The sequence below is a fragment of the Kribbella sp. NBC_01484 genome (assembly GCF_036227145.1).
In the GTDB taxonomy this organism is placed as follows: Bacteria; Actinomycetota; Actinomycetes; order Propionibacteriales; family Kribbellaceae; genus Kribbella.
This window is the reverse complement of record NZ_CP109437.1, coordinates 4,802,193-4,825,757: the sequence shown is the minus strand read 5'-3', so window position 1 is coordinate 4,825,757 and position 23,565 is coordinate 4,802,193. Positions and strand designations below refer to the sequence as shown.

Annotated in this window: 19 protein-coding genes; 14 read left to right on the top strand and 5 right to left on the bottom strand. The window is 69.7% G+C overall.

Going from position 1 to position 23,565, the window contains the following annotated elements; all coding sequences use genetic code 11:
• Positions 1-12 precede the first annotated feature (12 nt).
• The 10 genes from OG555_RS23725 to OG555_RS23680 are packed head-to-tail and all read left to right on the top strand — an operon-like array spanning position 13 to position 13,533.
• On the top strand, positions 13-4,227 hold the full coding sequence (locus OG555_RS23725) for a right-handed parallel beta-helix repeat-containing protein (RefSeq protein ID WP_329474725.1): 4,215 nt from the start codon (positions 13-15) through the stop codon (positions 4,225-4,227).
• Positions 4,228-4,261: 34 nt separating this feature from the next.
• Positions 4,262-5,521: a hypothetical protein gene (locus OG555_RS23720; protein ID WP_329474724.1), complete on the top strand. Its 1,260-nt coding sequence runs from the start codon at positions 4,262-4,264 to the stop codon at positions 5,519-5,521.
• On the top strand, positions 5,518-6,519 hold the full coding sequence (locus tag OG555_RS23715) for a hypothetical protein (RefSeq protein WP_329474723.1): 1,002 nt from the start codon (positions 5,518-5,520) through the stop codon (positions 6,517-6,519). The genes OG555_RS23720 and OG555_RS23715 overlap by 4 nt, the downstream gene beginning before the upstream one ends.
• A complete protein-coding gene (locus OG555_RS23710) occupies positions 6,519-7,679 on the top strand; it encodes a glycosyltransferase (RefSeq protein WP_329474722.1) in 1,161 nt (386 codons plus the stop codon). Before OG555_RS23715 ends, OG555_RS23710 begins: the two co-directional genes overlap by 1 nt.
• A complete protein-coding gene (locus OG555_RS23705; protein WP_329474721.1) occupies positions 7,676-8,110 on the top strand; it encodes a hypothetical protein in 435 nt (144 codons plus the stop codon). Before OG555_RS23710 ends, OG555_RS23705 begins: the two co-directional genes overlap by 4 nt.
• The gene (locus OG555_RS23700; protein WP_329474720.1) at positions 8,107-9,165 is read left to right on the top strand and encodes a phosphotransferase family protein; all 1,059 of its coding nucleotides are present in this window, start codon (positions 8,107-8,109) and stop codon (positions 9,163-9,165) included. Before OG555_RS23705 ends, OG555_RS23700 begins: the two co-directional genes overlap by 4 nt.
• Positions 9,162-10,454, top strand: coding sequence for an O-antigen ligase family protein (locus OG555_RS23695; RefSeq protein WP_329474719.1), 1,293 nt, complete (start codon positions 9,162-9,164; stop codon positions 10,452-10,454). The genes OG555_RS23700 and OG555_RS23695 overlap by 4 nt, the downstream gene beginning before the upstream one ends.
• On the top strand, positions 10,451-11,782 hold the full coding sequence (locus OG555_RS23690) for a polysaccharide biosynthesis C-terminal domain-containing protein (RefSeq protein ID WP_329474718.1): 1,332 nt from the start codon (positions 10,451-10,453) through the stop codon (positions 11,780-11,782). The genes OG555_RS23695 and OG555_RS23690 overlap by 4 nt, the downstream gene beginning before the upstream one ends.
• A complete protein-coding gene (locus OG555_RS23685) occupies positions 11,779-12,852 on the top strand; it encodes a hypothetical protein (RefSeq protein ID WP_329474717.1) in 1,074 nt (357 codons plus the stop codon). The genes OG555_RS23690 and OG555_RS23685 overlap by 4 nt, the downstream gene beginning before the upstream one ends.
• Positions 12,853-12,867: 15 nt before the next feature.
• Complete coding sequence (locus OG555_RS23680) at positions 12,868-13,533, top strand: sugar transferase (RefSeq protein WP_329474716.1); 666 nt, start codon at positions 12,868-12,870, stop codon at positions 13,531-13,533.
• Here the strand turns inward: OG555_RS23680 and OG555_RS23675 are convergent.
• The 3 genes from OG555_RS23675 to OG555_RS23665 form a co-directional block, all read right to left on the bottom strand.
• A complete protein-coding gene (locus OG555_RS23675; protein ID WP_329474715.1) occupies positions 13,515-15,104 on the bottom strand; it encodes an MBL fold metallo-hydrolase in 1,590 nt (529 codons plus the stop codon). The two genes, OG555_RS23680 and OG555_RS23675, sit on opposite strands and share 19 nt — an antisense overlap.
• Before the next feature lie 299 nt (positions 15,105-15,403).
• Positions 15,404-16,663 (bottom strand): sensor histidine kinase, encoded by a 1,260-nt coding sequence (locus OG555_RS23670; protein ID WP_329474714.1) that lies wholly within the window; start codon positions 16,661-16,663, stop codon positions 15,404-15,406.
• 10 nt (positions 16,664-16,673) lie between these two features.
• Positions 16,674-17,333: a response regulator transcription factor gene (locus tag OG555_RS23665; RefSeq protein WP_329474713.1), complete on the bottom strand. Its 660-nt coding sequence runs from the start codon at positions 17,331-17,333 to the stop codon at positions 16,674-16,676.
• Positions 17,334-17,428: 95 nt separating this feature from the next.
• Here OG555_RS23665 and OG555_RS23660 point away from each other — a divergent pair, with 95 nt between their 5' ends.
• From OG555_RS23660 to OG555_RS23645, 4 genes are read left to right on the top strand one after another with little or no spacing between them, the layout of a single operon-like run.
• Entirely contained in the window at positions 17,429-18,151 is a 723-nt protein-coding gene (locus OG555_RS23660) for an ABC transporter ATP-binding protein (protein WP_329474712.1), read from the top strand.
• Positions 18,148-18,915, top strand: a complete 768-nt coding sequence (locus OG555_RS23655; protein WP_329474711.1) for an ABC transporter permease — start codon at positions 18,148-18,150, stop codon at positions 18,913-18,915. Before OG555_RS23660 ends, OG555_RS23655 begins: the two co-directional genes overlap by 4 nt.
• Positions 18,912-19,385 carry a hypothetical protein gene (locus tag OG555_RS23650; RefSeq protein WP_329474710.1) on the top strand — a complete coding sequence of 158 codons (474 nt, stop codon included), beginning with the start codon at positions 18,912-18,914 and terminating at the stop codon, positions 19,383-19,385. The genes OG555_RS23655 and OG555_RS23650 overlap by 4 nt, the downstream gene beginning before the upstream one ends.
• Before the next feature lie 39 nt (positions 19,386-19,424).
• On the top strand, positions 19,425-20,672 hold the full coding sequence (locus OG555_RS23645) for an MFS transporter (RefSeq protein WP_329474709.1): 1,248 nt from the start codon (positions 19,425-19,427) through the stop codon (positions 20,670-20,672).
• A gap of 108 nt (positions 20,673-20,780) precedes the next feature.
• Here OG555_RS23645 and OG555_RS23640 read toward each other — a convergent pair whose 3' ends face one another.
• Positions 20,781-22,565, bottom strand: a complete 1,785-nt coding sequence (locus OG555_RS23640) for a 1-deoxy-D-xylulose-5-phosphate synthase (RefSeq protein ID WP_329474708.1) — start codon at positions 22,563-22,565, stop codon at positions 20,781-20,783.
• Complete coding sequence (gene hpnH / locus OG555_RS23635) at positions 22,562-23,560, bottom strand: adenosyl-hopene transferase HpnH (protein WP_329484860.1); 999 nt, start codon at positions 23,558-23,560, stop codon at positions 22,562-22,564. The genes OG555_RS23640 and hpnH overlap by 4 nt, the downstream gene beginning before the upstream one ends.
• Positions 23,561-23,565: the final 5 nt, after the last annotated feature.

The window sequence follows — 23,565 nt, the reverse complement described above, 5'->3', positions numbered from 1 at the left end:
GCGGGAGAGATCATGAACGAGCGGCTCAAGACGCTGGCGGCCGGGGTGGCGATGGTTCTCGCCGGGTCCAGCCTGGTGGCGGTCACCACCACCTCCGCTGTGGCGGCAGGCACCGGGTACTACGTGAACAACACGGCGGCCAACTGCAGCGACACCGGCACCGGCACCCAGGCCGTCCCGTTCTGCACGATCTCGGCCGGGACGAAGAAGGCGATCGTGGCCGGCGACACCGTCCACGTTGCCCCCGGCACCTATCGCGAGCAGGTCACGGTCAACGCCTCCGGCACGGCCACCGACCCGATCACCGTCACCGGTGACGGGCCGGGTGTCGTCGTCCTCGGCACCCGGGCCCTCGGCGGCGCGGCGCTGTGGACCGCGACCAGCTCCAGCGCGTGGAGCACGCCGTACGCGCCGCCGTCGGTGCCGCGCCAGGTGTTCCTCGACGACCAGCGACTGGCGGCCGCGACCTCGGCCACCACGACCACGCCGAACAGCTGGTTCTACGACGCCACCGCGAAGGTCCTGTACGTCGACACCGGCGGCGCCAACCCCGGTGACGGTCACCTGATCGAGGCCGGCGCGCAGTCCTTCGGCGTCACCACGAGCAGCCGGCAGAACGTTGTCATCAGCAACCTCTCGCTGAACCGGCCGAACCTGGCCGGCGTCCGGTTGCTGTCGTCGTCGGCGATCACCGTCGACCACGTGACCGCGTCGCAGTCGGCGAGCAACGGCATCCTGGTCGACACCTGCCCGAACAGCTCCATCACCATCCGCGCGGCCGCCGTGGACAACTCGCTGTCGACCGGTATCCGGCTGTCCGCCTCGAGCGGCGTCACCGTGACCGGATCCAGCAGCCACCACAACGGCCTGCACGGCATCGGTCTGTCCACGTCGACGAACAACCTGATCACGGGCAACACGACGTACGCGAACACCTCGGTGAACCCGAACGCCACCGCGGTCGGGATCGACGTCAACACCAGCTCGCCGGACAACACCATCAGCGGGAACGTCACCTACCAGAACCAGGACAGCGGGATCCAGGTGTACAGCTCCTCGCACCGGGCGCTGGTGGTCCGCAACATCTCGTACGGGAACGGCGACCACGGCTTCGACACGCTGACGTCGACCGGGGTCCGGTACGTCAACAACACGTCGTACGGGAACCGGCGGGACGGCATCTCCGTCGAGGGCAACTCGACCGGCGCGACCGTGACCAACAACCTGCTGGTCGACAACGGCACGACCGCGACCGAGTACGACCTCTACGTCGACGCCGGCTCGTTCGCCGGCTTCGCCGCCGACTACGACACCGCGTTCAACCATGGCATCGCGCCGTCCACCAAGGTGAACGGGACGATCTACAAGACGCTGGCCGCGTTCGCCACCGCGACCGGCCAGGAGAGCCACGGCCAGTCCGTGGATCCCGACTTCGCCGACGCAGGGTCCGCCGACTTCCGGCTCACCGGCGGCTCGGCCGCGGTCGACGCCGCCAACTCCGCGGCGACCGGCTTCGCCGCGACCGACCCCGCCGGCAACGCGCTCGCCGACGACCCGATCGTGCCCGACACGGGCAGTGGCAGCCCGGCGTACGCCGACCGCGGAGCCCTGGAGTTCCAGCCCGTCGCCGGCACGACGGACTACGCACCGCACGCGACTGTGGTGGTCGATCCGGCCGCCGTGACCACGCCGCCGGCAACCCCGGTCACCGCCGACGCGAGTGGCTCCAGTGACGCCGACACCATCGGCATCGCGTCGTACACCTTCGACTTCGGTGACGGCACCGTCGTGGGCCCACAGGCCGGCGCGACGGCCGTCCACGCCTACTCCGCTCCAGGCACGTACGCCGTCACCGTCACCGTCAAGGACGGCGCCGGTTTGACCGACACCGCCACGGGACAGGAGGTCGTGAGCACCAGGACTCTGCAGACCTACTCGGTCGAGCAGACCAACCCGGCCTGCAGCGACACCGGTCCCGGCACCACGGGGACACCGTTCTGCACGATCGGTGCGGCCACTCGCAAACTGCTCGCCGGAGACACCGCCCTGGTCGGTCCGGGTCAGTACCGCGAACAGGTCCAGATCACGTCGAGCGGTGAAGCAGGCGCGCCGATCACGCTGCGCGCGACCACGCCGTCCGCGGTGATCGTCGGCACCAACGACGTGTCCGACGCCGCGGGCTGGACCACGACCACGACGACCGCGTGGAAGCACGCCTTCACCCCGGTTCCGGCCCAGGTGTTCCTGGACGGGCAACCGCTGGCCAAGGCAGCAAGCGCGACCACGACAACCTCCGGCAGCTGGTTCTACGACACGCCGACGGCGACCTTGTACGTCGACACCGGTGGAACCAACCCTGCGGCCGGCCACACGATCTCGGCCGGCGCCCGCAGCTTCGGGATTCTGCTCCGCCAGGTCACCGACGTCAGCGTCACCGGCTTCACGGTCCGGCAGACCAACCTGACCGGCGTCTATCTGGACCGGGTCCAGCGCACCGCGCTGAGCACGCTCGACGTGGCCCAGTCCGGCGCCCAGGGCGTCACGGTCGATGCCTCGAGCAACGTCACCGCGGACGGGATCCAGGCCGCGACGAACGTCTCGATCGGGGTCAGGTTCTTCAGCTCGACCGACTCCGCACTGCGCTCCTCGATCACGCACGACAACAACTTCCACGGCGTCAGCGTGCAGGGCAGCACCCGGGTCACCGTGGCCGGTGTCACCAGCTACGCGAACAAGCGCCTCGGCGCCCGGGTCGCCACCGGTATCGACGTCAGCTCGGCGTCCCAGCAGGTGCTCGTCGAGAACAACCTTGCCTACGGCAACGACGACTCCGGCATCGAGGCCTACACCGGCTCCACCGGTACGACGATCCGCCGCAACGTCGTCTACGACAACAACGACCACGGCATCGACAACTCGAACGCGCCGGGCTCGATCGTCATCTCCAACACGGTGGTCCGCAACGCGACCGCCGGGATCAACTTCGAGGGCGGGTCGAGCGGCGCCGTCAGCCGCGACAACGTGGCGATGGACAACGCGGTCGGAAGCACCCGCACGATCGGCGAGATCCGGGTCGACGAGTCGTCCAGCGCGGGAACCACGCTGAACCGGGATCTCGTCTTCCAGACCTCGGGCGGACCGCTGTTCGAGTGGGCGTCACAGCCGTATACGACGCTGGCCGGCTTCCAGACGGTCAGTGGGCAGGAAGCCGCGGGCCGGGCGGCGAACCCGGGCTTCAAGGACCTGACCGCCCGGAACCTCCACCTCGGCAGCACGTCGCCGGCGATCGACACCGCCGACACGGCGACCGTGGGCTGGACCTCCCCGGACAAGGACGGCAAGGCGCCGTCCGACCATCCGGCCGTGGCGAACACGGGCGTCGGCCCGATCACCTACGCCGACCTCGGTGCCTACGAGTTCGCCGGCCCGGCCGCTGTGGCCACGGTGACTCCCACGACCGGGTTCGCACCGTTGGACGTCACGGTGGACGCGTCGGCCAGCGCGGGACTCGGTGCTCCGATCACGTCGTACCAGATCGTCTGCGGCAACGGGACCGTACTGACGCAGCCCAGCGGGGTGTGCCACTACGCGGCGGCCGGAACCTTCACACCGACGGTCACGGTGACGGACTCGGCCGGCGTCAGCGACACCTGGACCGGCGCGCCGATCGTCGTGAAGGCGAACGGTCTGCCCACCGCGCGGATCACCGCCACTCCGAGCCAGGCCTACCGGCCCCAGCAAGTGGTGCTGGATGCGTCCACGTCGTCCGACGCCGACGGCAGGCCGCTGGTCAGCTACACCTTCGACTGTGGCAACGGTCAGACGACCGGGGCGCTGACGACGGCGACCACGACCTGCACCTACCAGAACGCCGGCACCTACACCACCGCGGTGACGGTGCGGGACACCGATGCTGTCACCAGCCGGGCCACGACCAAGGTCAAGATCCTCGCCGACGTGGCACCGACGGCGGACCTGACGCTGTCGAAGACGACCGTCAGCCGGGGGGCGCCGATCACTGCGGACGCGTCCGGCTCCACCAGTGTCGACAAGTCCCCGATCGCCACCTACCAGTTCAACTGCGGCGTCGGTGCCGCGAAGCCGCCGCAGACCACTGCGACGACCACCTGCACCTACAGCGCCACCGGGATGTACACGGTCCAGGTGACCGTCACCGACACCGTGGGTCTGTCCAGTTCAGCGACCAAGAAGGTGAAGGTCACGTAGTGACGCACCACGGCAACGGACGAAGGGTACGACGATGACGATCGAAGAGATGTTCCGCCGCATCGTGCGGGCCCACCTGGGGATCATCCTGGTGTGCATGCTCCTGCCGGTCGCGGTGGCAGCGATACTGGCCGCGCAGCGACCGGACCCATCCGTCGCCTCGCTGCGCCTGCAGGTGATCTCGGGCGCGCCGAAGTCGGCGACCGAGGCCGAGGGCATGAGCAGCAGGGTGCTGGCCCTCGCGACCACGCCCAGCCTGCTGCAGACGGCGCTGATGGCAGCCGACGGGCAGCGCGACGTCAACGAGTTCGCCGCCACGCATGTGGCGGCGCAGCGGCTCGGTGAGTCGTCGATCGTCGAGCTCAGCGTCACCGACGACGACCCGATCGCCGCCGGGAAGATCGTGTCGGCGCTGGCCACCCGGGTGGCGCTGTTCATGAACGACGGCGACCGATCCTCCTTCCAGGACTCGACCGCCAAGCTCGACGACCAGATCGCGGCCGCGACGGCGCAGCGCGACAAACTGGTCGGACAGTTGCGCGGTATCGCGGACGTGACGGCGCGCGCCGACCTCGGGGCACAGATCCAGTCGGCGAACCAGTTGCTTTCCCAGCTCACCGCCCAGCGCGCCACGCTGGCGGTCGACAACGCGAACCGGGACCGGGTCGTCCTGGTCGGGAACAAGCCGGACATCCGTCAGGTCCAGACATCGATCCTGCCGCAGCTCGCCCTCGCGCTGCTGTTCGGCCTGGTCCTCGGCCTGACCGTGGCGACCGTTCTCGAGACGATGCGGCCGCGCGTGAACGGCATCCGGGCGCTGGCCAGGATGTTGGAGGCGCCGGTGCTCGGCAAGGCGACCGAGGACCTCGCCTCCCTCCGCAACACGATGGCGCTCGCCGCCCGCCGGCAAGGCGTCGACGCGGTCGTCCTGATGCCCGCGGACGATCCGGACGAAGACACCGTCAGCCACCTGCTGTTCGAACTGTCCGGCCATGCCCCGCTGGCACCGCGAAAGCTGAAGAGCCCGTCGAACACACCACCCGGTCCCGACGAGAACAGCCATCTGTTCGAGTTGGACGAGGCGGGCGGCGCGCCCTTCTCCGACGTCCGCTTCACCGGCCTGTCGGCGGTGACTCCGCAGGACGAGATGACGGCCGGCGTCGTCGTGGTGTCGAGCGGCACGGTTCTGCTGCGGCGGCTCGACGATCTCGACGACGTACTGAAGGCGGTGCGCTGGCCGGTGCTGGGCCTCGTCCACGGTCCGGCCAGGCGGCGGTTCGGCTGGCTGTCATGAGTTCCGAACTGCTGGACACCGCGGGTCAGCGGGTCGAAGTGCATGGCTCGAACGAGGTCGTACGCTCGATCGTCGCCGCAGCGGGTGGGCACGAGAGGGCGAGGCTCGCGAGCGCCGACCGGGCCGCCTTGGTGCTGTCGGTCGAGGACAGCCGCGAGCCGTTCCGGATCAGTGGGTTCGAGCCGGTCACCCGCGGCGCCTGGGCGAACGACAGCGGCGAGGTCGTTCTCGAGAGTGTCGGTGGGTCGGGCTTCGACCAGCGGTGGTGCGTCGACGTCGACGGGTTGCGAGTCACCAGTCGCTGGCGGCCGTCGTACCGCGAACTCGGGGCGGCCCGGCTCCTGCCCGCCCGCCAGCACGCGCTGCGCGGCCAGGTGCTGCTGCACTACCCGGCGTTGTGGTTCGCAATGCTGCGGGGGTTCGCGCCCTTGCACGTTTCGATCGTCGAGGTCGGAGGCGTCGTCGTCCTGCTGGCCGGCCCGGGCGGCGTCGGGAAGTCGACGCTCGTCTCGCGGGCGCTGGCCGACGGCGCCCGCGCAACCTGCGACAACCTCGCGGTGTGCGACGGAACCACGGCGTACGGCGTGGCCGAGCCGCTACGACTGCTGACCGGTGACGGCCGGCGCGCGTTCCACGGACGACGCGAGCAGACGTGGACCCGCCGGGTCCGATCACTCCCGCCCGAGCTGATCGTCGTACTCAGGAGGGGAACTGAGGAGACACCTCAGATCCGGCCCCTCACCGCCCAGCAAGCTGCGCGCGGAATCGTGGCCGGCACCTATTCCGCTGGGGAGCTGCGGCGGTTCTGGTCGCTGGCCGCCGTCGTCGGGTCGGCCACGGGATGCGGGCCGGTGCATCCGCCCGTCGAGCAGATCGCCATGTCGCTCGCCGAGCGCCTGCCGTGCATCGAACTGCAGCTCGGGCGTGAGCCTGGCCCCGGACTGGCCGAACTGCTGAAGCGTCCACTGGCGAGTGTCCGGACAGGTGGGGTGCGCTGATGGCCGGCTCTGAACGCATCGAGGTGGCTCAGATCGTCACCCGGTTCATCGCGGGTGCGGGCGGTGTCGCCCTACGCGGCGTCCTGCCGCTCGACCCTGACCGCTACCACATAACCATCATCACCGGGCAAGGCGGTCCACTGACGGATCGCGCCGAGGCCGCGGGCCTGCGGGTCCTGATCGAACCGTCCCTGGTGTCTCCGCTCTCACCTCGCGACGACCGCCGAGCGCTGCGCCGCCTGACCGAACTGTGCGTGAGTGGCAAGTACGACGTCGTCCACACGCACAGCGCGAAGGCCGGTGCACTCGGCCGGCTCGCGGCCCACCGGGCATCGGTCGGCCAGATCGTCCACACCTACCACGGCTTTCCGTTCCATGAGTTCCAGAATCCGTTGCGCCGTGGGGCGTACGTCGCGATCGAGCGCCGGCTGGCGCGGATCACCGACACCGTGCTGGCGATCGGCAGCGGAGTCGCGACCGAGGCCCTGCGACGGGGACTTGCCACGCCGTCGAAGCTCAGGACGATCGCTCCCGTCGTGGAGGCGGTCACCGTGCCGAAGACTGCGGCATCGCGGGCGGCAGCACGCGCCGAGCTCGGCATCGGGCCGGACACGCCGCTGGTCGGCACCGTCGGACGGATCGACTATCAGAAGGCGCCGGAGCACTTGATCGCCGCGATGGCCGCGCTTCGGCACACCGAGGCCATGGCCGTCTGGATCGGTTCCGGTCCCGGCGATCGGGAGGCCGCCGAGCTCGTTCGCCGCGCGGGTCTGTCGACTCGCTTCGTCTTCGCCGGCGAGCGATCCGACGTTGCGCGCCTGCTGCCCGCCTTCGATGTGTTCGCGATGGCGAGCCGCTACGAGGGGCTGCCCTGCGCGGTCGTCGAGGCGATGCGCTGCGGCGTTCCCGTCGTCGCGACGGCGGTGAACTCCGTACCGGATCTCGTGGTGCCGGGCGAGAGCGGCGTACTGGTTCCGCCTGGGCGTCCGGAACTCCTCGCGGATGCGATCGACGATCTGTTGGACGACCCGGCCAAGGCCGACCGGCTGGCGGGTCGCGGCCGGATCTCGGCGGGAAGCACGTTTGACGCGGAAGGGCTGGCCGAGGTTCTCGACCAGGTGTACTCCGGTCATCGCCGGGCGGAGCTGGTGGCCTCGTGAGCAGCGCCCCGGCGACTGACCAGGTCAGGGCGGTGCTGTCGCCCTGGTTGCAGCTGTGTCCACCTGGCACGGTCGAGATCGACATCCGGACCGGCCCGGTGACGGCAGAGCTCTTACACCCTGAGCTGCCGGTGGTCCTGATGGATCAGCATCCGTTCAGCCGGCGCCGCCTCCGGCGACTGGCGCGCGGACTCGGTGTCGTGGTGGAGCGCGAGTTCGTCGTACTCCCGAGCCTTGGCCGGCCGATGGTCGTCATCGACGATGTCGAGGAGGCGGTCCGGCACTTCTGGACCGCGGTCGCCACCGTCCCACCCGGGCTGGCGCTCACCGCGCTGCCCGCGTCCGCACTGCTCGGCGTGGCCAGGATCGCGCCGTGGCGCTGGACCGGAGCCGGCGCGCCCGCTCGTGTCGTCATCGGGAGGCGACCATGACCGAGCTGCCCAGGCCGTTCAGTCCGCATCCGCGATCGGTGCACGAGTTGCTGTTCGCGCCGGGCAGCCGGGGCGTCCTGCTCGCCACCTCACGCGATCCGGACGCCAAGCGCACCTTCGTCGTGACGCCGCCGGCCGGGACCTACGTGGACGGCCCGGCCGGCCCGGTCGCCATCAAGATCCCGGTCACCATGGCGGCGGCCTCGGCGATCACGCGGGAGACGCGGATGCTGGTCGCGCTCCGGGACGCGGAGCTGGCCGGCCTCGAGCCCACAGTCCCCCGCTACCTCGAGACGCTGGACAGCGATGGCCTGCCCGCTCTCGTGTCGACGGTCGTGCATGGAACCCCGATGAGCGTCGCGTATCACCGGTGGCGGCACACCACCCGGCCGCGGCTGGTCGCCGAGGACTTCGCACTGGCCGGTGGCTGGTTGCGGCACTTCCAGGCCGCGACAGCGGGCGAGCGAGCCCGCATCACCTGGGCGGCCGAGATGTCCGGGGCGGTGCGCGAGCGCTGGTCCGGGCATCCCCGGCTCGAGGCCGCTCAGGTGCGCCTCGGGGCGGCGGATCGCCAACTGAAGAGCTACCGCGTCGCCCGCACGATGGTCCACGGCGACTACTGGTTCGGGAATCTGCTCGTCAGCGACGGCGCGGTCACCGGCGTGGTCGACTGGGAGAGCGGCAGCCCGGCAGGTTGTCCGCTGCGCGACCTCGTCCGGTTCGCACTCAGCTACTGCCTCTACATCGACCGCCACACCCGCCCCGGAAACCCGGTGCGCGGGCATCGGGGGCTCAGGCGAACGGGATTCGGCGCGGGCATCAAGTACGGCCTGCTGGAAGAGGGGTGGCTGCCGGACCTCGTGCGCCTCTACCTACGGACCGGCGTCGACGCCGTCGGCCTGCCGTCGGCTCTCTGGTACGGCGCTGCCCTCGCCGGACTCGGTGAGATCGCAGCAACCGCCAACGACGACGAGTTCGCCGGGTCGCATCTCGATCTGCTGGCGGACCTGCCGTACTGGCCGCTGTCGAACGATCTGGGGGGTCCCACGCGATGACGACGACTGAGACTGCGGACCGCACCGACGGGATCGGCATCCCGGCGCGCCCCCGCGGCGATCTGCTCGCGGCGATGATGGGACTGACCACCTGCCTGCTCCCGTTCCTCGTGCCCGCGGGGCCCGGCAACACCGCGCCGGCCGACCTCGGCATCATGCTCTGCATCGTGCTGGCCGTGCTCTGGGCGGTGCGTGAGCAACTGCCGATCAAGCTGCCCTATATCGCGGGCGTCACCGGCCTCGTTCTCGGCGGGGCGTTCGCCGCGTTCGTCACCGACGCACCGGTCGGCGCCGCCCTGGTGGTGATCCAGGATCTGCTGCTGCTCGCCTGGGCGGTGTCGCTGGCGCTCGGCCGACACAATCTCGCGATCGTGGGAGCGGTGACGCTGGCCTGGTGCCGGACAGCCGTCGTGTACTCGGCCGTCATGTCGGTTGCCTATCTGGTCGGCATCAACGCGCTCACCGGCGTCTCGGCGAAGGACGGCGTCCGGGCGTCGTACACGTTCGGCGACCCGAACCTGGCCGGCAACTATCTGGTCATGTCGCTGTTCGTGATGGCGGCGTGTCAGCATCCACGGTCGCCGGGAGTCCGGCGGCTCAGCTATCTGGTGGTGCTCACCGCGATCGGGTTCACCGGTTCGAACGGCGCGATGCTCACCCTCCTGGTCGGTCTGGTGCTCGCCTTCACGGTGACCAGGTATCGCCGGCAGGGCCCGGTGGCGGGCCTGGCCACGCTCGCCGCCACCGCGTTGCTCGCCGGCCTGATGATCGCCTTCGTGATGCCCCGGGTCGACCTCGGCCAGATCCGTGAGCAGGCCGCTGGCAGTGTCCCATTGCTGCGTGACTCGTTCGGCCGCAGCGCGAACTCCAGCAGCGAACGCGCCACGATCGTGCGCGAAGGAACGAACCTGTTCCTCGCGGGCGACGCCGCCGGCTTCGGGCCGGCCAGGACGAAAGCCACACTGGCCGCGACCCAGGCGCCGTACGTGAAGGAGGCCCACAACGACTACCTGGCGACGCTGCTCGAGCGTGGACTGATCGGTGCGATCGGGCTGCTCCTGCTGGGAGTCGCCGTCCTGGTGCGGTGCATCCGGCTGGTCGTGGGCACGTTGCCGAAGGCCTATGCCGAACTGGTGCCCAGACCCTGGCTGCTGGCCATCATCGGGCCGGTGATGGCCACGGCGGCCGGCTTCTACGAGGTGCTTCATTTCCGGCATCTGTGGACCTGGCTCGGACTGGTCGCGGCGCTCGTGCTGGCCATGCAGGACGAGCAGAGGAAGGCGTCATGATCCGGCCGCGACTGCGCTCCGGCGAGCTGATCCGAACAGTGATAGCGAACTGTTCCGCGCGGCTCCTGGCGATGCTCGGACTGACTCTCGCCACGGTCCTCGTCGCCCGGATCGGTGGACCTTCCGCGGTGGGCGAGTATGCGCTGCTCCGGATGATCCCTGGTCTGGTCGGCGTGCTGTGCGTCCTCGGACTGCCCGGCGCACTGGCGTACTTCCTCGCCGAACCGCGGCGTGAACTGCCGCGGCTGTGGCCGACCCTGATGGCGATCGGTGCCGCCGGAGCCCTGCTGGGAACCATCGCCTGGCTGGCCGCGGCGCCGCTGCTCACCAGGGTCTTCTTCCCGAGCGAACCGGTCTGGTTGATCGCGGCCGCCGGTGCCACCGTGCCGACCCAACTGCTGCTGACGCTGGCCAAGACATCCCTGCAGGGGTTGGAGGACCGGCATGGCGGCGACGTCGTGATCGCGGCCGAGGAACTCGCCTTCCTCCCCTGCTATGTCCTGCCGCTGATCGCCGGCGTGCACGGCCTCGCCGCCATCATCATCGGACTCGGCCTGGCGGACGTCGCCGTCGCGGTCGACGGCTGGCGACGCGTCAGCCGCCGGCTCGGATGGAAGCGCCTCGGCCTCGCCGGCGGCGGGCGAGGCTGGTGGGGCCGGCCGGACCGGGCCCTCGGCCGGCAGGTCGCCTCCTACGGACTCCGCGGACAGGTCGGCGGACTGATCACGCTGCTCAACCTCCGGCTCGACTTCGCAGTCCTCGGCGCGATGGCCGGACCGGCCGTCCTCGGTGCCTATGCGGTCGCGTCCAAGTACGCCGAACTACTCAGACTTCCCGGGACCGCGTTGACCTGGGTCTTCTATCCACGGCTGGCCAAACTCGAACCGAGTGAGGCCGCGACCGTGGCACGGCGGATGGTCCGGCCGGCCCTGATCGGCGTGCTGATCGCGGCCGTCCCGGTCGCGCTGCTGGCCGCGCCGGTGATGCGCATCCTGTACGGCGCATCGTTCGGCCCCGCCGTGACACCGGCCCGCGTCCTGGTCGCCGGGATGGTGCTGGCCGGCGGCTCCGGGATCGCGAGCGCCTATCTCTACGGGCGTGGCACTCCCGGCCTGAACTCGTTGGTCCTGGGCGTCGGCCTGGTCATCACTGTGGCGCTCGATCTACTCCTCATCCCGCACTTCGGTGCACTCGGTGCCGCCATCGCGTCGACCACGGCGTACCTGGCGACGGACGCACTCCTGATCGGCTTGTTGCTGCGACTCAGCAAGCCCTCGTCCTCCCGGCACCGAGCGGCTGTCGCCGCGACCTCCGGAGGAACGCCGTGAAAACCGCCGCGCTGATGATCTGCCTCGTGCTGTCGATTGCCGGATGTTCCGGCAACCAGGCAGGCCCCGGCCCCTCGGCGTCCCCCGGCCTCGCCAATACGGCCGGCCCGTCCCAACCACCTCGTCCGACTCCCGGTACGACGCAGGTGGTGAGTCCGGCACCCAACCCGGCGGACGACAAGTACGTCGCACTCGCCGACGCACTGCATCACCGCGGCGTTGCCGTCTGGTGGGAGACCGATCTGGTAGCGCGTTGGCTCGAGGGAGACGCCGCGTTCCGTCAGGCCATCACCCGCCTCGGCGAACTGGCCAAGGTGCCTGGGACGGCCGGCTTCAAGATCTCCGACGAGATCGGGTACGGCGACGGCCTCGGATCGGTCCCGCAGGCCACGGACTTCCTCCGCCAGGCCCGGGACGCACTGGCAGAGGTTGCCCCGGGCAAACAGATCCTCGTGGACGCCGTCGTACCGGAGCTCGGCTGCCTGCCGTGGCGCGGGGGGAACCAGGAAGGGTGCGCCCAGCGGGTCCGCTCGAAGTATCCGGCCGCGACCGCCGCGGCGGTCGAGAGCTACCTGCGGGCCGGCCTGATCGACCGGTTGGACCTCAGCACCGGACTGCTGGAGGACAGCACCTACGCCAAGTGGGGGCTGACGCGACGTGAAGCGCAGACCGACGCGTGGAACCGCGTCCGCGCCCAGGGATGGGAGTCGCTGACGATCCTGCAGTCGCGCAAGGCGCTCGCCGATGCCGACGGCTATCAGGGGTCCGCGGGTCAGGCCGGTGACGATGCGGCCACCTACATCGACGTACCGGTCGGCGCCGGCGCCAAGGCGGTCGACATCTGGACCTGGCGCCAGCCGTACCAGGGCCGGACCGTCAGCCTACTCGCACCGGACCTGTCCGCCAATCCGCTCTGGTCGTCGCTCGTGCAGCGGCACCGCAGTGGGGTCCAGCTCATCACGCACATGACGCCGTCGACGATGCCCAGCGACTCGGCCGGCTACAACCGCGAGTGCGATCTCGCCGCAACCGCGTTCACCGCCATCTTCGTTGCCGCAGGCACCGGTTAACCCAGGAGGGGACAGATGTCATCGAGTACTCATCGCCGGGCCATCGGACCGGCGCGCCGGCTGCTGGACGTGCTCGTCGCGGCACTCCTGCTGCTGGTCGTGTCACCACTGCTCGCGATCATCGCGCTCTCGATCCTGGTGACCAGCGGCCGGCCGGTCCTGTTCCGGCAGCCGCGGATCGGCGAGAACGGCCGTCCGTTCGTCCTGTACAAGCTGCGCACCATGCGGATGGTTGCCTCGGGCCCAGAAGTCACGGCGGCAAGTGATGCCCGGATCACCCGCCTGGGCGCCTTCCTGCGCCGGACGGCGATCGACGAGCTGCCCCAGCTCTGGCACGTGCTGCGAGCACAGATGACGCTGGTCGGCCCACGGCCGGAGAGTGCCACGCTGGCCGACAGGTATCCCGAGAGCTGCCGATCGGTGCTGCTCGCCCGGCCAGGTCTCACCGGTCCGGCGCAACTGCAGTACCGCGAGCGGTCCGCCGTACCGCCGGAGGGTTGGACGGATGTCGAGCGGTGGTATCTGGACGTGCTCGTGCCACTGCGCGTCGCGGCCGATCAGGAGTACCTGAAGCGGCCGACGGTGCGCCGTACGTTGCACTACCTCGTCGTGACCGCGTTGTTCGTGTTCGGGCTCGCAGATGTCCAGCGGCCGGTGACCGGTCAGACGGCCTCTTCGTAGTCTTCCTCGGCCGGCTTGACCACGATCGGGTCGCAGCGGGCGTTGAGGCAACTCCCGCTGCTGAGGTCGAACTCGAAGTTGTGTCCGAGGCAGCGCAGTACGCCGTTCACCACGACGCCGGTCTCGGCGAGATCCTCGCCCGCGTGCGGGCAGTAGCGACTCACCTGGACCTGCTTACCCTCGACGGTGATCTCGGTGGTCTCCTCCGGATCACGCGCGGCCTCGAACCGCTCGACCGCCCGCAACGCGGCCCGATCGGCGTGCTTCAGCAGCCCGACCAGGTAGTCGTTGTAGCGATCCGGTTGCCGGCGGGCGACGAACCGCAACGACAGCAGGAGTTCCTCCCACCGGGTCCGCCCGGTCACGACACCGTCCAGCCACCGTCCGTCGAGCGTCAGCCGGTAGTCGGCGTGCCCGTTCCCGCCGTCGAGATCGACGACCACCCGGCCTGGACCGATGTGGGCGTCCCAGACTCCGCCGTACGGACCGGTGACGTCGAAGCGCAGTGTCATGCCGATCCGGGCCAGGAAGTACTCCGACAGGGTCCCGAGCGATTCCAGGTGGGTCTTGAACCGATCGGCCAGCCCGGGCCGCGCCTGGGGATTCGCGGCCCAGGCGGCCTCGATGGCCGGCCGCCGACGGGCGGCGTAGTCCGCCAGATAACGCCGCCGCTCGTCGGGGCCGGAGTCGAGTGAGAAGCCGTCCCAGTGCGGATCGCGAATGACCTCGAGCCGGTCGAGCGCGATCCGATCCCCCGGCAGCAGGCAGGCTCCCGGCTGCGTGGGCAACCGGTCGGCGAGCCAGGCGAGCGCCTCACCCTGGTCCGGGAAGATCCCGCCCGGATGCAGGCCGCTGTTCAGCTCGAAGAGGTCGTCGTCGAGGAAGCACGGCGGCCCGGCGTACGGCATCACCAGCCGGGGCTGGACCTGACGGACCAGACGCGTGACGGCCTTGAACTTGCCGACGCGCTTGATCGTGGAGATCCGCTCCCGCTCGACCTCGTCGTACTCGTAGCGAACCGGATGCCAGCTCGCGCCGGACATCTGCACACCCATCACGTCCAGCTCGCCACCGACCTCGGTCATCGCCCGGCGAGCCTGGGCGAGCGAGATCCGGGCGTCGTTGGTGTGCATCACGCTGTGGCCGGAGATCATGAACAGTACGGCGGAATCGTGGGCCATCGGGCACTGCTCGGGGATCACGGTGAGCCAGTCGTGGTCGTTGAGCGCGTACCGCTGCCAGGCGTCGAGAACCACGATCCGGGTCCGGCCGATCGCGCGGAGCCGGCGCTCCATGATGGTCGACGGATACCGCGGCACCACCACCGGAACGGTCTCGGGCAGGCTCGCGATCAGGTCGAGGTCCAGGTGATCCAGGTGCTCGTGCGACACGACCACGAGATCCACGTCGAGCACCGCCGGCGTCAGCAGATGCGCGTTGTCCGGAAACGGGAACCACGACCCGAGGAAGGCACCGCCGGGCGACAACCAGGGGTCGGCCAGGACTCGGACGCCAGGCCCGTCGATCCGCAACCCGGCATGACCCAGCGCTGTGACCATCGGCTCACTCATGTCACCAGGCTCCCGGCCCGCCACAGGCCAGGCATCCTCCGCCTGAACGAGCCTGCCTACGTCAGTCGAGCGATGCCCCGTCCAGACACGATAGGTCGTGCCAGTGTTGGTTCGGCGGTGGCTGCGAAGGCATGCTCCGCCCCCAGCGGTGTGGGCGAGGTGAGCGGGGCCGGTGTGCAAGCTCGACAGGAAGTATCGGTCCAGGGGACTGGTCGGTTCAGGCATTCACGCGTGGCTCCGGCCGGCTCGGCCGCAGCCAGGCGAACACCTCCTGTCGACCTTGCACACCGCCGCTGACCTCAGCCAGGTCTCGGGAGCCGGGTTTCGAAGGTGGCGGGGCCGGTGATCCGGATGGTGCCGTGATGACGCCGGACCACGTCGGCGACGATGGCCAGGCCGAGCCCGGTGCCGCCGGTGTCGCGGGAACGCGCGGTGCTGAGCCGGACGAAGCGGTCGAACACGCGGGCCCGGTCGCCCGGCGGGATCCCGGGCCCGTCGTCGGAGACCGTGAGTACGACGGCGCCGTCGGACTCACAGAGGCCGAAGCCGATCCCCGACCGGGCGTGCCGGGCGGCATTGTCGGCGAGGTTGTGAATCATCCGCGCCAGCGCCGCCTCGTCACCGTGGATCTGGCCCGCGGACACCGCGGTGGTGTCGATCGTCAGGCTGGTCGCCGAACGCAGCCGGCGTGCCTCGGCGAAGACCAGGTCGTCGAGGTCGACCGGCGTACACCGAAGTTCGGACCCGGCCTCGTCGGAACGTGCCAGCAGGAGGAGGTCGTCGACCAGGCACTGCATGCGCAGGTCTTCGGCGAGGACGGTCGTGGCCAACTCGTCGACGGTCGTACGCCCGGAATGCGCCTGGGCGACCTCGGTGTGCTGCCGGATCGCCGCGATCGGCGAGCGCAGTTCGTGGGAGGCGTCGGAGACGAAGCGTTGCTGCGCCTCATGCGATCGCTGCAGGCGGTCGAGCATCCGGTTCATCGTCCGCGCCAGCCGGCCGATCTCGTCGGGCCGCGCGGCCGGGACCCGGCGATGCAACTCCGTTGCGGTGATCTCGTCGACCTCGCGCCTGATCGCGGTCACCGGCGCCAGCATCCGGCCGGTCACCACCCAGGTCACGCCGGCGACGATCAACAGCATCAACGGCAGTCCGGCCGCCAGGATGCGGCGGACGAACTGGGTCGAGTCCAGGACATCCACCAACGGCTTGCCCACGACGACCTCGCCCCCGGACGTGATCGAAGCGGCCGCGAAGACGAAGTCCTCCCCGTAGCCAGGCGGCTCGACCCTGACGCACTCGCTTCCGGGCGAGGCAAGTTTTGGATCCGCACTGATCACGTGACCTGAGCGGTCGATCAGCTGCACCAATTCGCGACTGGTCGAGACCGGCCTGCCGGCGGCCGACGGCGACGCGGCGAGCTGCGCGGCCCGGGCGCGCGCGTCCTGACAGACCTGATCGGTCAGGGCCGAACCGAGCAGCGCGACCAGCACCGACCCACCGACCACCAGGGCGATGCCGACCACCAGCACCGCCAGCAGAGTCACCTTGAGTCGCACGGCGCCTCCCTCATCGCTCGGCCAGCCGGTAGCCGGCGCCCCGCAATGTGACGATGGACTCGTCGCCCAGCTTGGTCCGCAGCCGCCGGACATAGACCTCGACGATGTTCGGGTCGCCTTCGAAGTCGTAGTCCCAGACGTGATCCAGGATCATCCGCTTGGACACGACCTCGCCCTGCCGCCGGATGAAGAACTCCAGCAACGACAGCTCCCGCGCCGTCAGCACCAGTTCGGCCTCACCGCGCCAGGCCCGCCGCGCCGCCGGATCCATCCGGAGTGCACCGGCCTCGAGCACCGTCGGTCGCTCGACACCACCTCGCCGGACCAGTGCTCGCAACCGGGCGATCAGAACGGCGTACGAGAACGGTTTGGTCAGGTAGTCGTCCGCTCCGGTGTCGAGGGCCCGGACCTGGTCGGTGTCGGCATCCCTGGCCGTCAGCATCAGGATCGGGGTCCAGACGCGTTCGGCCCGCAACGTCGCGCAGATCTCGAAGCCGTCGATCTCCGGCAGCATCAGATCCAGCACCAGGACGTCGTACCCGTACTCGCGGGCGAACCACAGGCCGTCCGTCCCGGTCAGCGCGACGTCGACGGCGTACCCCTCGGCTTCCAGACCGTTGCGCAGGCCCGCGGCCAGCCGCAACTCGTCCTCCACCACCAGCGCCCGCATCACGCACCTCCGGCCGATCCTCCTCCATTCTGGCTGAATCCCCGCTGAAAGCACCGTTCAGCTGGGATTCAGCCCTACCGCCCTACCGTCGGTCCATGGCGACCATCGAGGCGATCGGCCTGAGCAAGCGGTACGGCGCGCGCAACGCCCTCGACGGACTCACCTTCGCCGCGGACGCGGGCGACGTGATCGGCCTGCTCGGTCCCAACGGCGCCGGCAAGACGACCACCATCCGGCTGCTCACGACCATCCTCGAACCGACCGGCGGCACCTTCACGGTGGCCGGCGTACCCGGCGACCAGCCGCACCGGATCCGGCAACGGATCGGCGTCCTGCCGGAGAGCGCCGGCTACCCGTTGCGGCAGACCGGCGCCGAATACCTTCGCTACACCGCACGGCTGTTCGGCCGGAACCGCCGCGACGCCCGCACGGCCGCTGAGCGGCTGCTCGCCGACGTCGGCCTCGCCGATCGCGCGGGAACCCGGATCTCGACGTACAGCCGGGGTATGAAGCAACGCCTCGGGATCGCCCGGGCTCTGATCAACGATCCCGCGGTCGTGTTCCTCGACGAACCGGCGCTCGGCCTGGATCCGGCCGGCCAGCGCGAGATCCTCACGACGATCGCGGACATCGCCGGCCGGCGCGGCGCCACGGTGGTGCTGTCGACGCACACCTTGACCGAGGTCGAGCAGGTGTGCGGCAGTGTGCTCATCCTCGACGACGGTGTCCTGCGGGCCGCCGGGCCGGTTGACGACGTCGTCGCCGGCGCGGGCAGTCTCAGCGATGCCTTCCTCCGCCTCACCGAGGGTCGGCCATGACTAGGTGGACCGTGGTCGCCGAGCAGGAGATCCGGGATCTGTGGATCCTCGGGCGCGGGCCGGTGCTCGTGTTCGGGTTCAGTGTTCTGCTCAGCACGATGACCTACCTGGCCGCGACCAACCGGGCGATGAACTTCCTCGAGCAACGCGAAGCGGTCAACCTCACCGTCCAGGTCGGCCTGGCGGTCGGTGTCCTGCTCACGATGGTCACCAGCTCCGACGCGATCAGCGGCGATCGTGAACGCGGGACCTTCGAGGCGCTCCTGCTCGCTCCGGTGTCGCGGCGCGGGATCGTCGTCGGCAAGCTGGCGGCAGCTACGACCATGTGGCTGGCCTGCCTCGTCGTGACGCTGCCCTATCTGTGGGTCCTCGGGCGAGGCGTCGCCGGAGCCGGTCAGGCAGCACTGCTCGCCCTGATCGTCGGCACCTTGGTCGCGACCGGGCTCGCCGGGATCGGTCTGCTCATCAGCGCGGTCACCAACTCCAACAAGACGAGCCTGGCCGCCGGACTGCTTCTGCTGCTCGTGCTGTTCGCCCCGACCCAGCTCCCGGCGCTCCCGAAGACCGGCTTCGGCGAGGTGATCACCCGGATCAACCCGATCGGCTCAGCCTTGCACTACATCTCGCAGATCCTGGTGAATCGGCGCACCTGGACCCACGACCTCAGCTACCTGGCCTCTCCGATCGTGGTGGCCCTGGTCGTCGCCGGCGTGGTGATCGTCGCCGGCCCACGACTCGTCCGACTGACCGCGGGGTCGCGATGATGCTGCTGAACCTGCTCGCCACGGTCGGGCTTGCCGACCCGACCATCACCATGAACACCGACCAGCTCACCGCCGTCATCGGTCAGACCCTGACTGTCGAGTCGGTCGTCAACGAGTCCGGCCCGGCGATCGCCCATCTCAACGTCGTGAGCCTCGACGGGGTGTACGTCGACCTGGAGGATTGGAGCCAGGACGTCACCCAGCCGGTGGCCGCCGGCTCGGACACCCAACTGGACTGGGAGTTCCAGGCCGTGAACCCGGGCCACTTCGCGGTGTACGTCGTACTGATCCCGAAGAACGGACCCCTGGTCGCCGGGCCACCGGTCCGGATCACGGTGACGCCCCGCCAGACACTCGACACCGGCGGAGCGCTCCCCGTCGCGATCGCCGTACCGACAGCATTGGGCGCCGTGGCCCTTGTCGGCCGGCTGAAAACACGTGGCCGCGTCACGCGGAAAGTGGGAGGCTGACCGGGATCAGGCGATTGAGTCTGGAGTGAGAAGCGGTCCGTGGCAGTCGACAACCCCAGGGTTCCGCTGCGGCGGAACCGGCCGTTCGCGTTCTTCTGGTTCGCCCAGCTGCTCTCCAACGCCGGGTCGCAGGTCAGCGAGCTCGCGATCCCGTTGATCGCCGTCCTCACGTTGTCCGCCGGACCGACCGCGATGGGGATCCTGACGGCGCTCGAGGCGCTGCCGAGTCTGCTGCTCGGGTTGCTTCTCGGCGTCTTCGTCGACCGCATCCGTCGGGGCCGAATGCTGTTCTGGTGCAACGTCGGGCAGGGCGTGCTGATGGGCACGGTTCCGTTGGCTGCCGCCTTCGACCTGCTGACCATGGCCCAGCTCTACATCGTGACCTTCGCTGTCGGCTCTCTGGCCCTCGTTTACGGCCTCGCCCACACGGCCTACATCCCAGCGCTGGTCAAGGATCGGCGGCAGTTGACGGCGGCGAACAGCAGCATCGCGTTGACCGACTCGATCACGTCGGTCGCCGGGCCGGGGCTCGGCGGCGTGCTGGTCCAACTGCTCACGGCTCCCGTCGCGATCGCCGTCGACAGTGCCTCCTTCTTCGTCGCCGCCTTCCTCCAGGCCTGCGGGCGAGGACCCGACCCGCTGCCGACGGCCGAGAAGAGCCGGTTCGGTCTGTCCGTTCGGGCCGGGTTCGCAGCGTTCCGCCGCCAGTCCGGGATCGTCGCCATCACAGTCGGCAAGGGCAGTCTCGACTTCTTCCACTGGGGAGTCCTTGCCCTCTACATCTTGTACGCCGTCCGCGAGCTCGGACTGTCGCCGGCCGAGATCGGGGTGATCGCCGCGATCGGCTCCCTCGGCCCACTCCTGGCCGGCGTGATCACGACTCCGGTCAGCCGCCGGTTCGGAACCACCTGGACCTCGGTCGTCGCCGCGGTCCTCCTCGGCGGCGATCTGCTGATCCCGCTCGCAGGTGGGCCGACCATCGTCGTGATCGCGACCATCGGCCTGGGGCAACTACTGCTCGGGCTGGGTGTCGTCTACCTGATCATCGTCCGGTCGACCATGCTGCAACACACCGTCGAGCCGCACCTGCTCGGCCGCGTCGGCTCCGTGATCCGGCTCGTCGAATGGGGTCCGGGCCCGCTCGGCGGTCTCTTCGGAGGCCTGCTCGGCGCCGCCATCGGGCTACGGCCGGCGTTGCTCATCCTCGGCATCGGCACCCTGTCCGCCGTTCCCTGGGTCGCGGTGGGAGCGGCCCGCGGACACCTCACTCTGCCGGACGAACGGTAAGGCGACCGTCCGGCCATGGGACCGGGGAGGGTTTTACCCCCGGAACGGCACAAAATCCTCCCTAGATGCACACCCCCATGTCTCGCAGCCGCCAGTGGTGGGGCAGCGCTAGCTCAGATGGCGGGTGACCGCGTGCGTGATGCCGTCGGCGTCGAGGCCGTGCGCGTGCAGCAGGTCCGCACGCTCCCCCGCGGCGACGAACTCACCCGGTAACCCGAGCGTGATGAGCTCAGGTCGTGCCGCCGTACGCCGGAAGGCCCGTCCGAGCGCTTCCCCGAAACCACCGGTCACGGTGTTGTCCTCGATCGTCACCACCACGCGGTGCTCGCCGGCGAACCGGACGAGTTCGGGATCGACCGGGATGATCCACCGGGGATCGGCGACGGTCGCGTGGATGCCCAGCTGCCGCAGCCGGCGCGACGCCTCCACTGCTGCCGCCGCCAGCGGACCAACAGGCACCAGCAGCACCTCGCGGACCTCCGGCCGATTGTCGGTCAGCAGTTCGGCCGCACCGATGGTGCCGGTGGCGCGCAGGACAGCTCCGCCCCGTCCGCGCGGGAACCGAAGCATGGTGGGACCAGCCTCGTGATCGACGCAAGCCCGCAGGAGGAGCCGCAGCTGCTGGGTGTCCCTGGGCGCCGCGATCCGCATGCCGGGCACCAGTCCACACAGCGCCAGATCCCACATCCCGTGGTGCGACGGACCGTCCGGACCCGTGATGCCGGAGCGGTCGAGGACGAAGGTGATCGGCGCCCGGTGCAGCGCCGCATCCATCAGGACCTGGTCGAAGGCGCGGTTGAGGAAGGTCGAGTAGATCGCGACCACGGGATGCAGCCCAGCGGTCGCCAGCCCGACCGCCGACGTCACCGCGTGCTGCTCGGCGATCCCGACGTCGAACACCCGCGAGGGATACCGGCACGCCATCGGAAACAGTCCGGTAGGCCGCATCATCGCGGCTGTCACGGCGACCACGTCCGGACGCTCGTCCGCGATCGCCACCAGTTCCTTCCCGAACACATCTGTCCAGGCGGGTCCGTGGACCTGGCTGGTGGCAGCCGCCGGGTTGACCGTGTGATGGTGGTCGGCCTCGTCGAGTTCGGCGGCAGCATGGCCGGCGCCCTTGCGGGTGAGGCAATGCACCACGACCGGATGCTGGAGGACGGCGGCGGTCCGCAACGCCGCCTCGACGGCCAAGGTGTCGTGACCGTCGACCGGACCGAGGTAGGCCAGACCAAGCTGCTCGAAGACGTTGCCCCGGGCGGTGCCCGTACTCAACGCGCGCAACTGGACGGCCAGCGATCCGGCGGTGGGTTCGTACGATCGCCCGTTGTCGTTGAGGACGATCACGACCGGCCGGTCCGGCGCGGCCGCGATGTTGTTGAGCGCCTCCCAACACATCCCACCGGTCAACGCACCATCACCCACGACCGCGACGACCCGCCGTTCGAGCGAGCCGGTGAGCTGGAACCCCTTCGCCAGGCCGTCGGCGTACGAGAGCGCGGTCGAGGCGTGTGAGTTCTCGATGACGTCGTGCTCGCTCTCGGTCCGGCTCGGGTAGCCCGACAGCCCTCCCGCCTGGCGCAGGGTGTCGAAGCGACCGAGCCGGCCGGTGAGCATCTTGTGCACGTACGACTGATGACCGGTGTCCCAGACGATGACGTCCTGCGGCGATGTGAAGACCCGGTGCAGCGCGATCGTCAGCTCGACGACACCGAGGTTCGGGCCGAGGTGACCTCCGGTCCGGGTGACGAGGCGGACGAGCTCGGCCCGGATCTCGTCGGCAAGTCCACGGAGCTCAGTCGCAGGTAACCGCCGGAGATCCGCCGGTGAAGTCAGCGTGTCCAGGAGCCGAGTGCTGGGGCGTGGCCGCTCGTCGACACCCGGCGCGCTCATGATCCGACCGCGGCACGGATGGTCTCCCGCAGCGACCCCATGGTCGCGACCACCGCGGTCGGCTCGTAGCCGCAGTGCGCCATGCAGTTCGCACACCGCGGATCCTTGCCCCGGCCGTACGCCGACCAGTCCGTGTCCTCGAGCAGTTCCTTGTACGTCCCGACGTACCCGTCCTCCATCAGGTAGCACGGCCGCTGCCAGCCCTTCAGCGAGTACGACGGGATCGCCCACGCCGTACAGGCGAAGTCGGCCTTGCCCTCGAGGAAGTCCAGGAACAGCGGCGAGTGGTTCAGCCGCCACTTCTTCCGGCGGCCACCGGCGAACGCCTTCGCGAACAGCTGCCGGGTCTCCTCGGGACCGAGCCAGTGCTCCTGGTCCGGCGCCTTCTCGTACGCGAACCCGGGCGAGATCTGCATGTTGTCGACGCCGAGCTCGTCGTTCAGATAGTCCAGTACGTCGATCACGTCCTGCGGCGTGTCCGTGTCGAAGAACGTGGTGTTGGTCATCACCCGGAACCCGGCCGCCTGGGCCTGCTTGATCGCGGCGACCGCCTCGTCGAACACGCCGTCCTTGCAGACCGACGCGTCGTGGCGCTCACGCAGCCCGTCGATGTGGACCATCCAGGCGAAGTTGCGGTGCGGCGTGAACTTGTGCAGGTGCTTGGGCAGCAGCAAGGCGTTCGTACACAGGAAGACGATCTTCCGGCGGGCCAGCAGTTGCCGGACGATCTCGTCGATCTGCTTGTGCATCAACGGCTCGCCGCCGGCGATCGACACCATCGGTGCGCCGCTCTCCTCGATCGCGGCGACCGCCTGCTCGACCGGCATCCGCTGCTTGAGGACCGAGGCGGGATGCTGGATCTTGCCGCAGCCGGCGCAGGCCAGATTGCAGGCGAACAACGGCTCGAGCTCGACCAGCAGTGCGAACTTCTCCCGTCGCAGCAGCTTCTGCCTGAGCAGATAACCACCGAGGCGGATCGACTGACGCAGTGGCATGGCCA

Bases quoted from the DNA above. Each gene is read 5' to 3' on its own strand.
- OG555_RS23725 (WP_329474725.1), top strand. From the start codon at position 13: ATGAACGAGCGGCTCAAGACGCTGGCGGCCGGGGTGGCGATGGTTCTC.
- OG555_RS23720 (WP_329474724.1), top strand. From the start codon at position 4,262: ATGACGATCGAAGAGATGTTCCGCCGCATCGTGCGGGCCCACCTGGGG.
- OG555_RS23715 (WP_329474723.1), top strand. From the start codon at position 5,518: ATGAGTTCCGAACTGCTGGACACCGCGGGTCAGCGGGTCGAAGTGCAT.
- OG555_RS23710 (WP_329474722.1), top strand. From the start codon at position 6,519: ATGGCCGGCTCTGAACGCATCGAGGTGGCTCAGATCGTCACCCGGTTC.
- OG555_RS23700 (WP_329474720.1), top strand. From the start codon at position 8,107: ATGACCGAGCTGCCCAGGCCGTTCAGTCCGCATCCGCGATCGGTGCAC.
- OG555_RS23695 (WP_329474719.1), top strand. From the start codon at position 9,162: ATGACGACGACTGAGACTGCGGACCGCACCGACGGGATCGGCATCCCG.
- OG555_RS23690 (WP_329474718.1), top strand. From the start codon at position 10,451: ATGATCCGGCCGCGACTGCGCTCCGGCGAGCTGATCCGAACAGTGATA.
- OG555_RS23680 (WP_329474716.1), top strand. From the start codon at position 12,868: ATGTCATCGAGTACTCATCGCCGGGCCATCGGACCGGCGCGCCGGCTG.
- OG555_RS23675 (WP_329474715.1), bottom strand. From the start codon at position 15,104: ATGAGTGAGCCGATGGTCACAGCGCTGGGTCATGCCGGGTTGCGGATC.
- OG555_RS23665 (WP_329474713.1), bottom strand. From the start codon at position 17,333: ATGCGGGCGCTGGTGGTGGAGGACGAGTTGCGGCTGGCCGCGGGCCTG.
- OG555_RS23660 (WP_329474712.1), top strand. From the start codon at position 17,429: ATGGCGACCATCGAGGCGATCGGCCTGAGCAAGCGGTACGGCGCGCGC.
- OG555_RS23655 (WP_329474711.1), top strand. From the start codon at position 18,148: ATGACTAGGTGGACCGTGGTCGCCGAGCAGGAGATCCGGGATCTGTGG.
- OG555_RS23650 (WP_329474710.1), top strand. From the start codon at position 18,912: ATGATGCTGCTGAACCTGCTCGCCACGGTCGGGCTTGCCGACCCGACC.
- OG555_RS23640 (WP_329474708.1), bottom strand. From the start codon at position 22,565: ATGAGCGCGCCGGGTGTCGACGAGCGGCCACGCCCCAGCACTCGGCTC.
- hpnH (WP_329484860.1), bottom strand. From the start codon at position 23,560: ATGCCACTGCGTCAGTCGATCCGCCTCGGTGGTTATCTGCTCAGGCAG.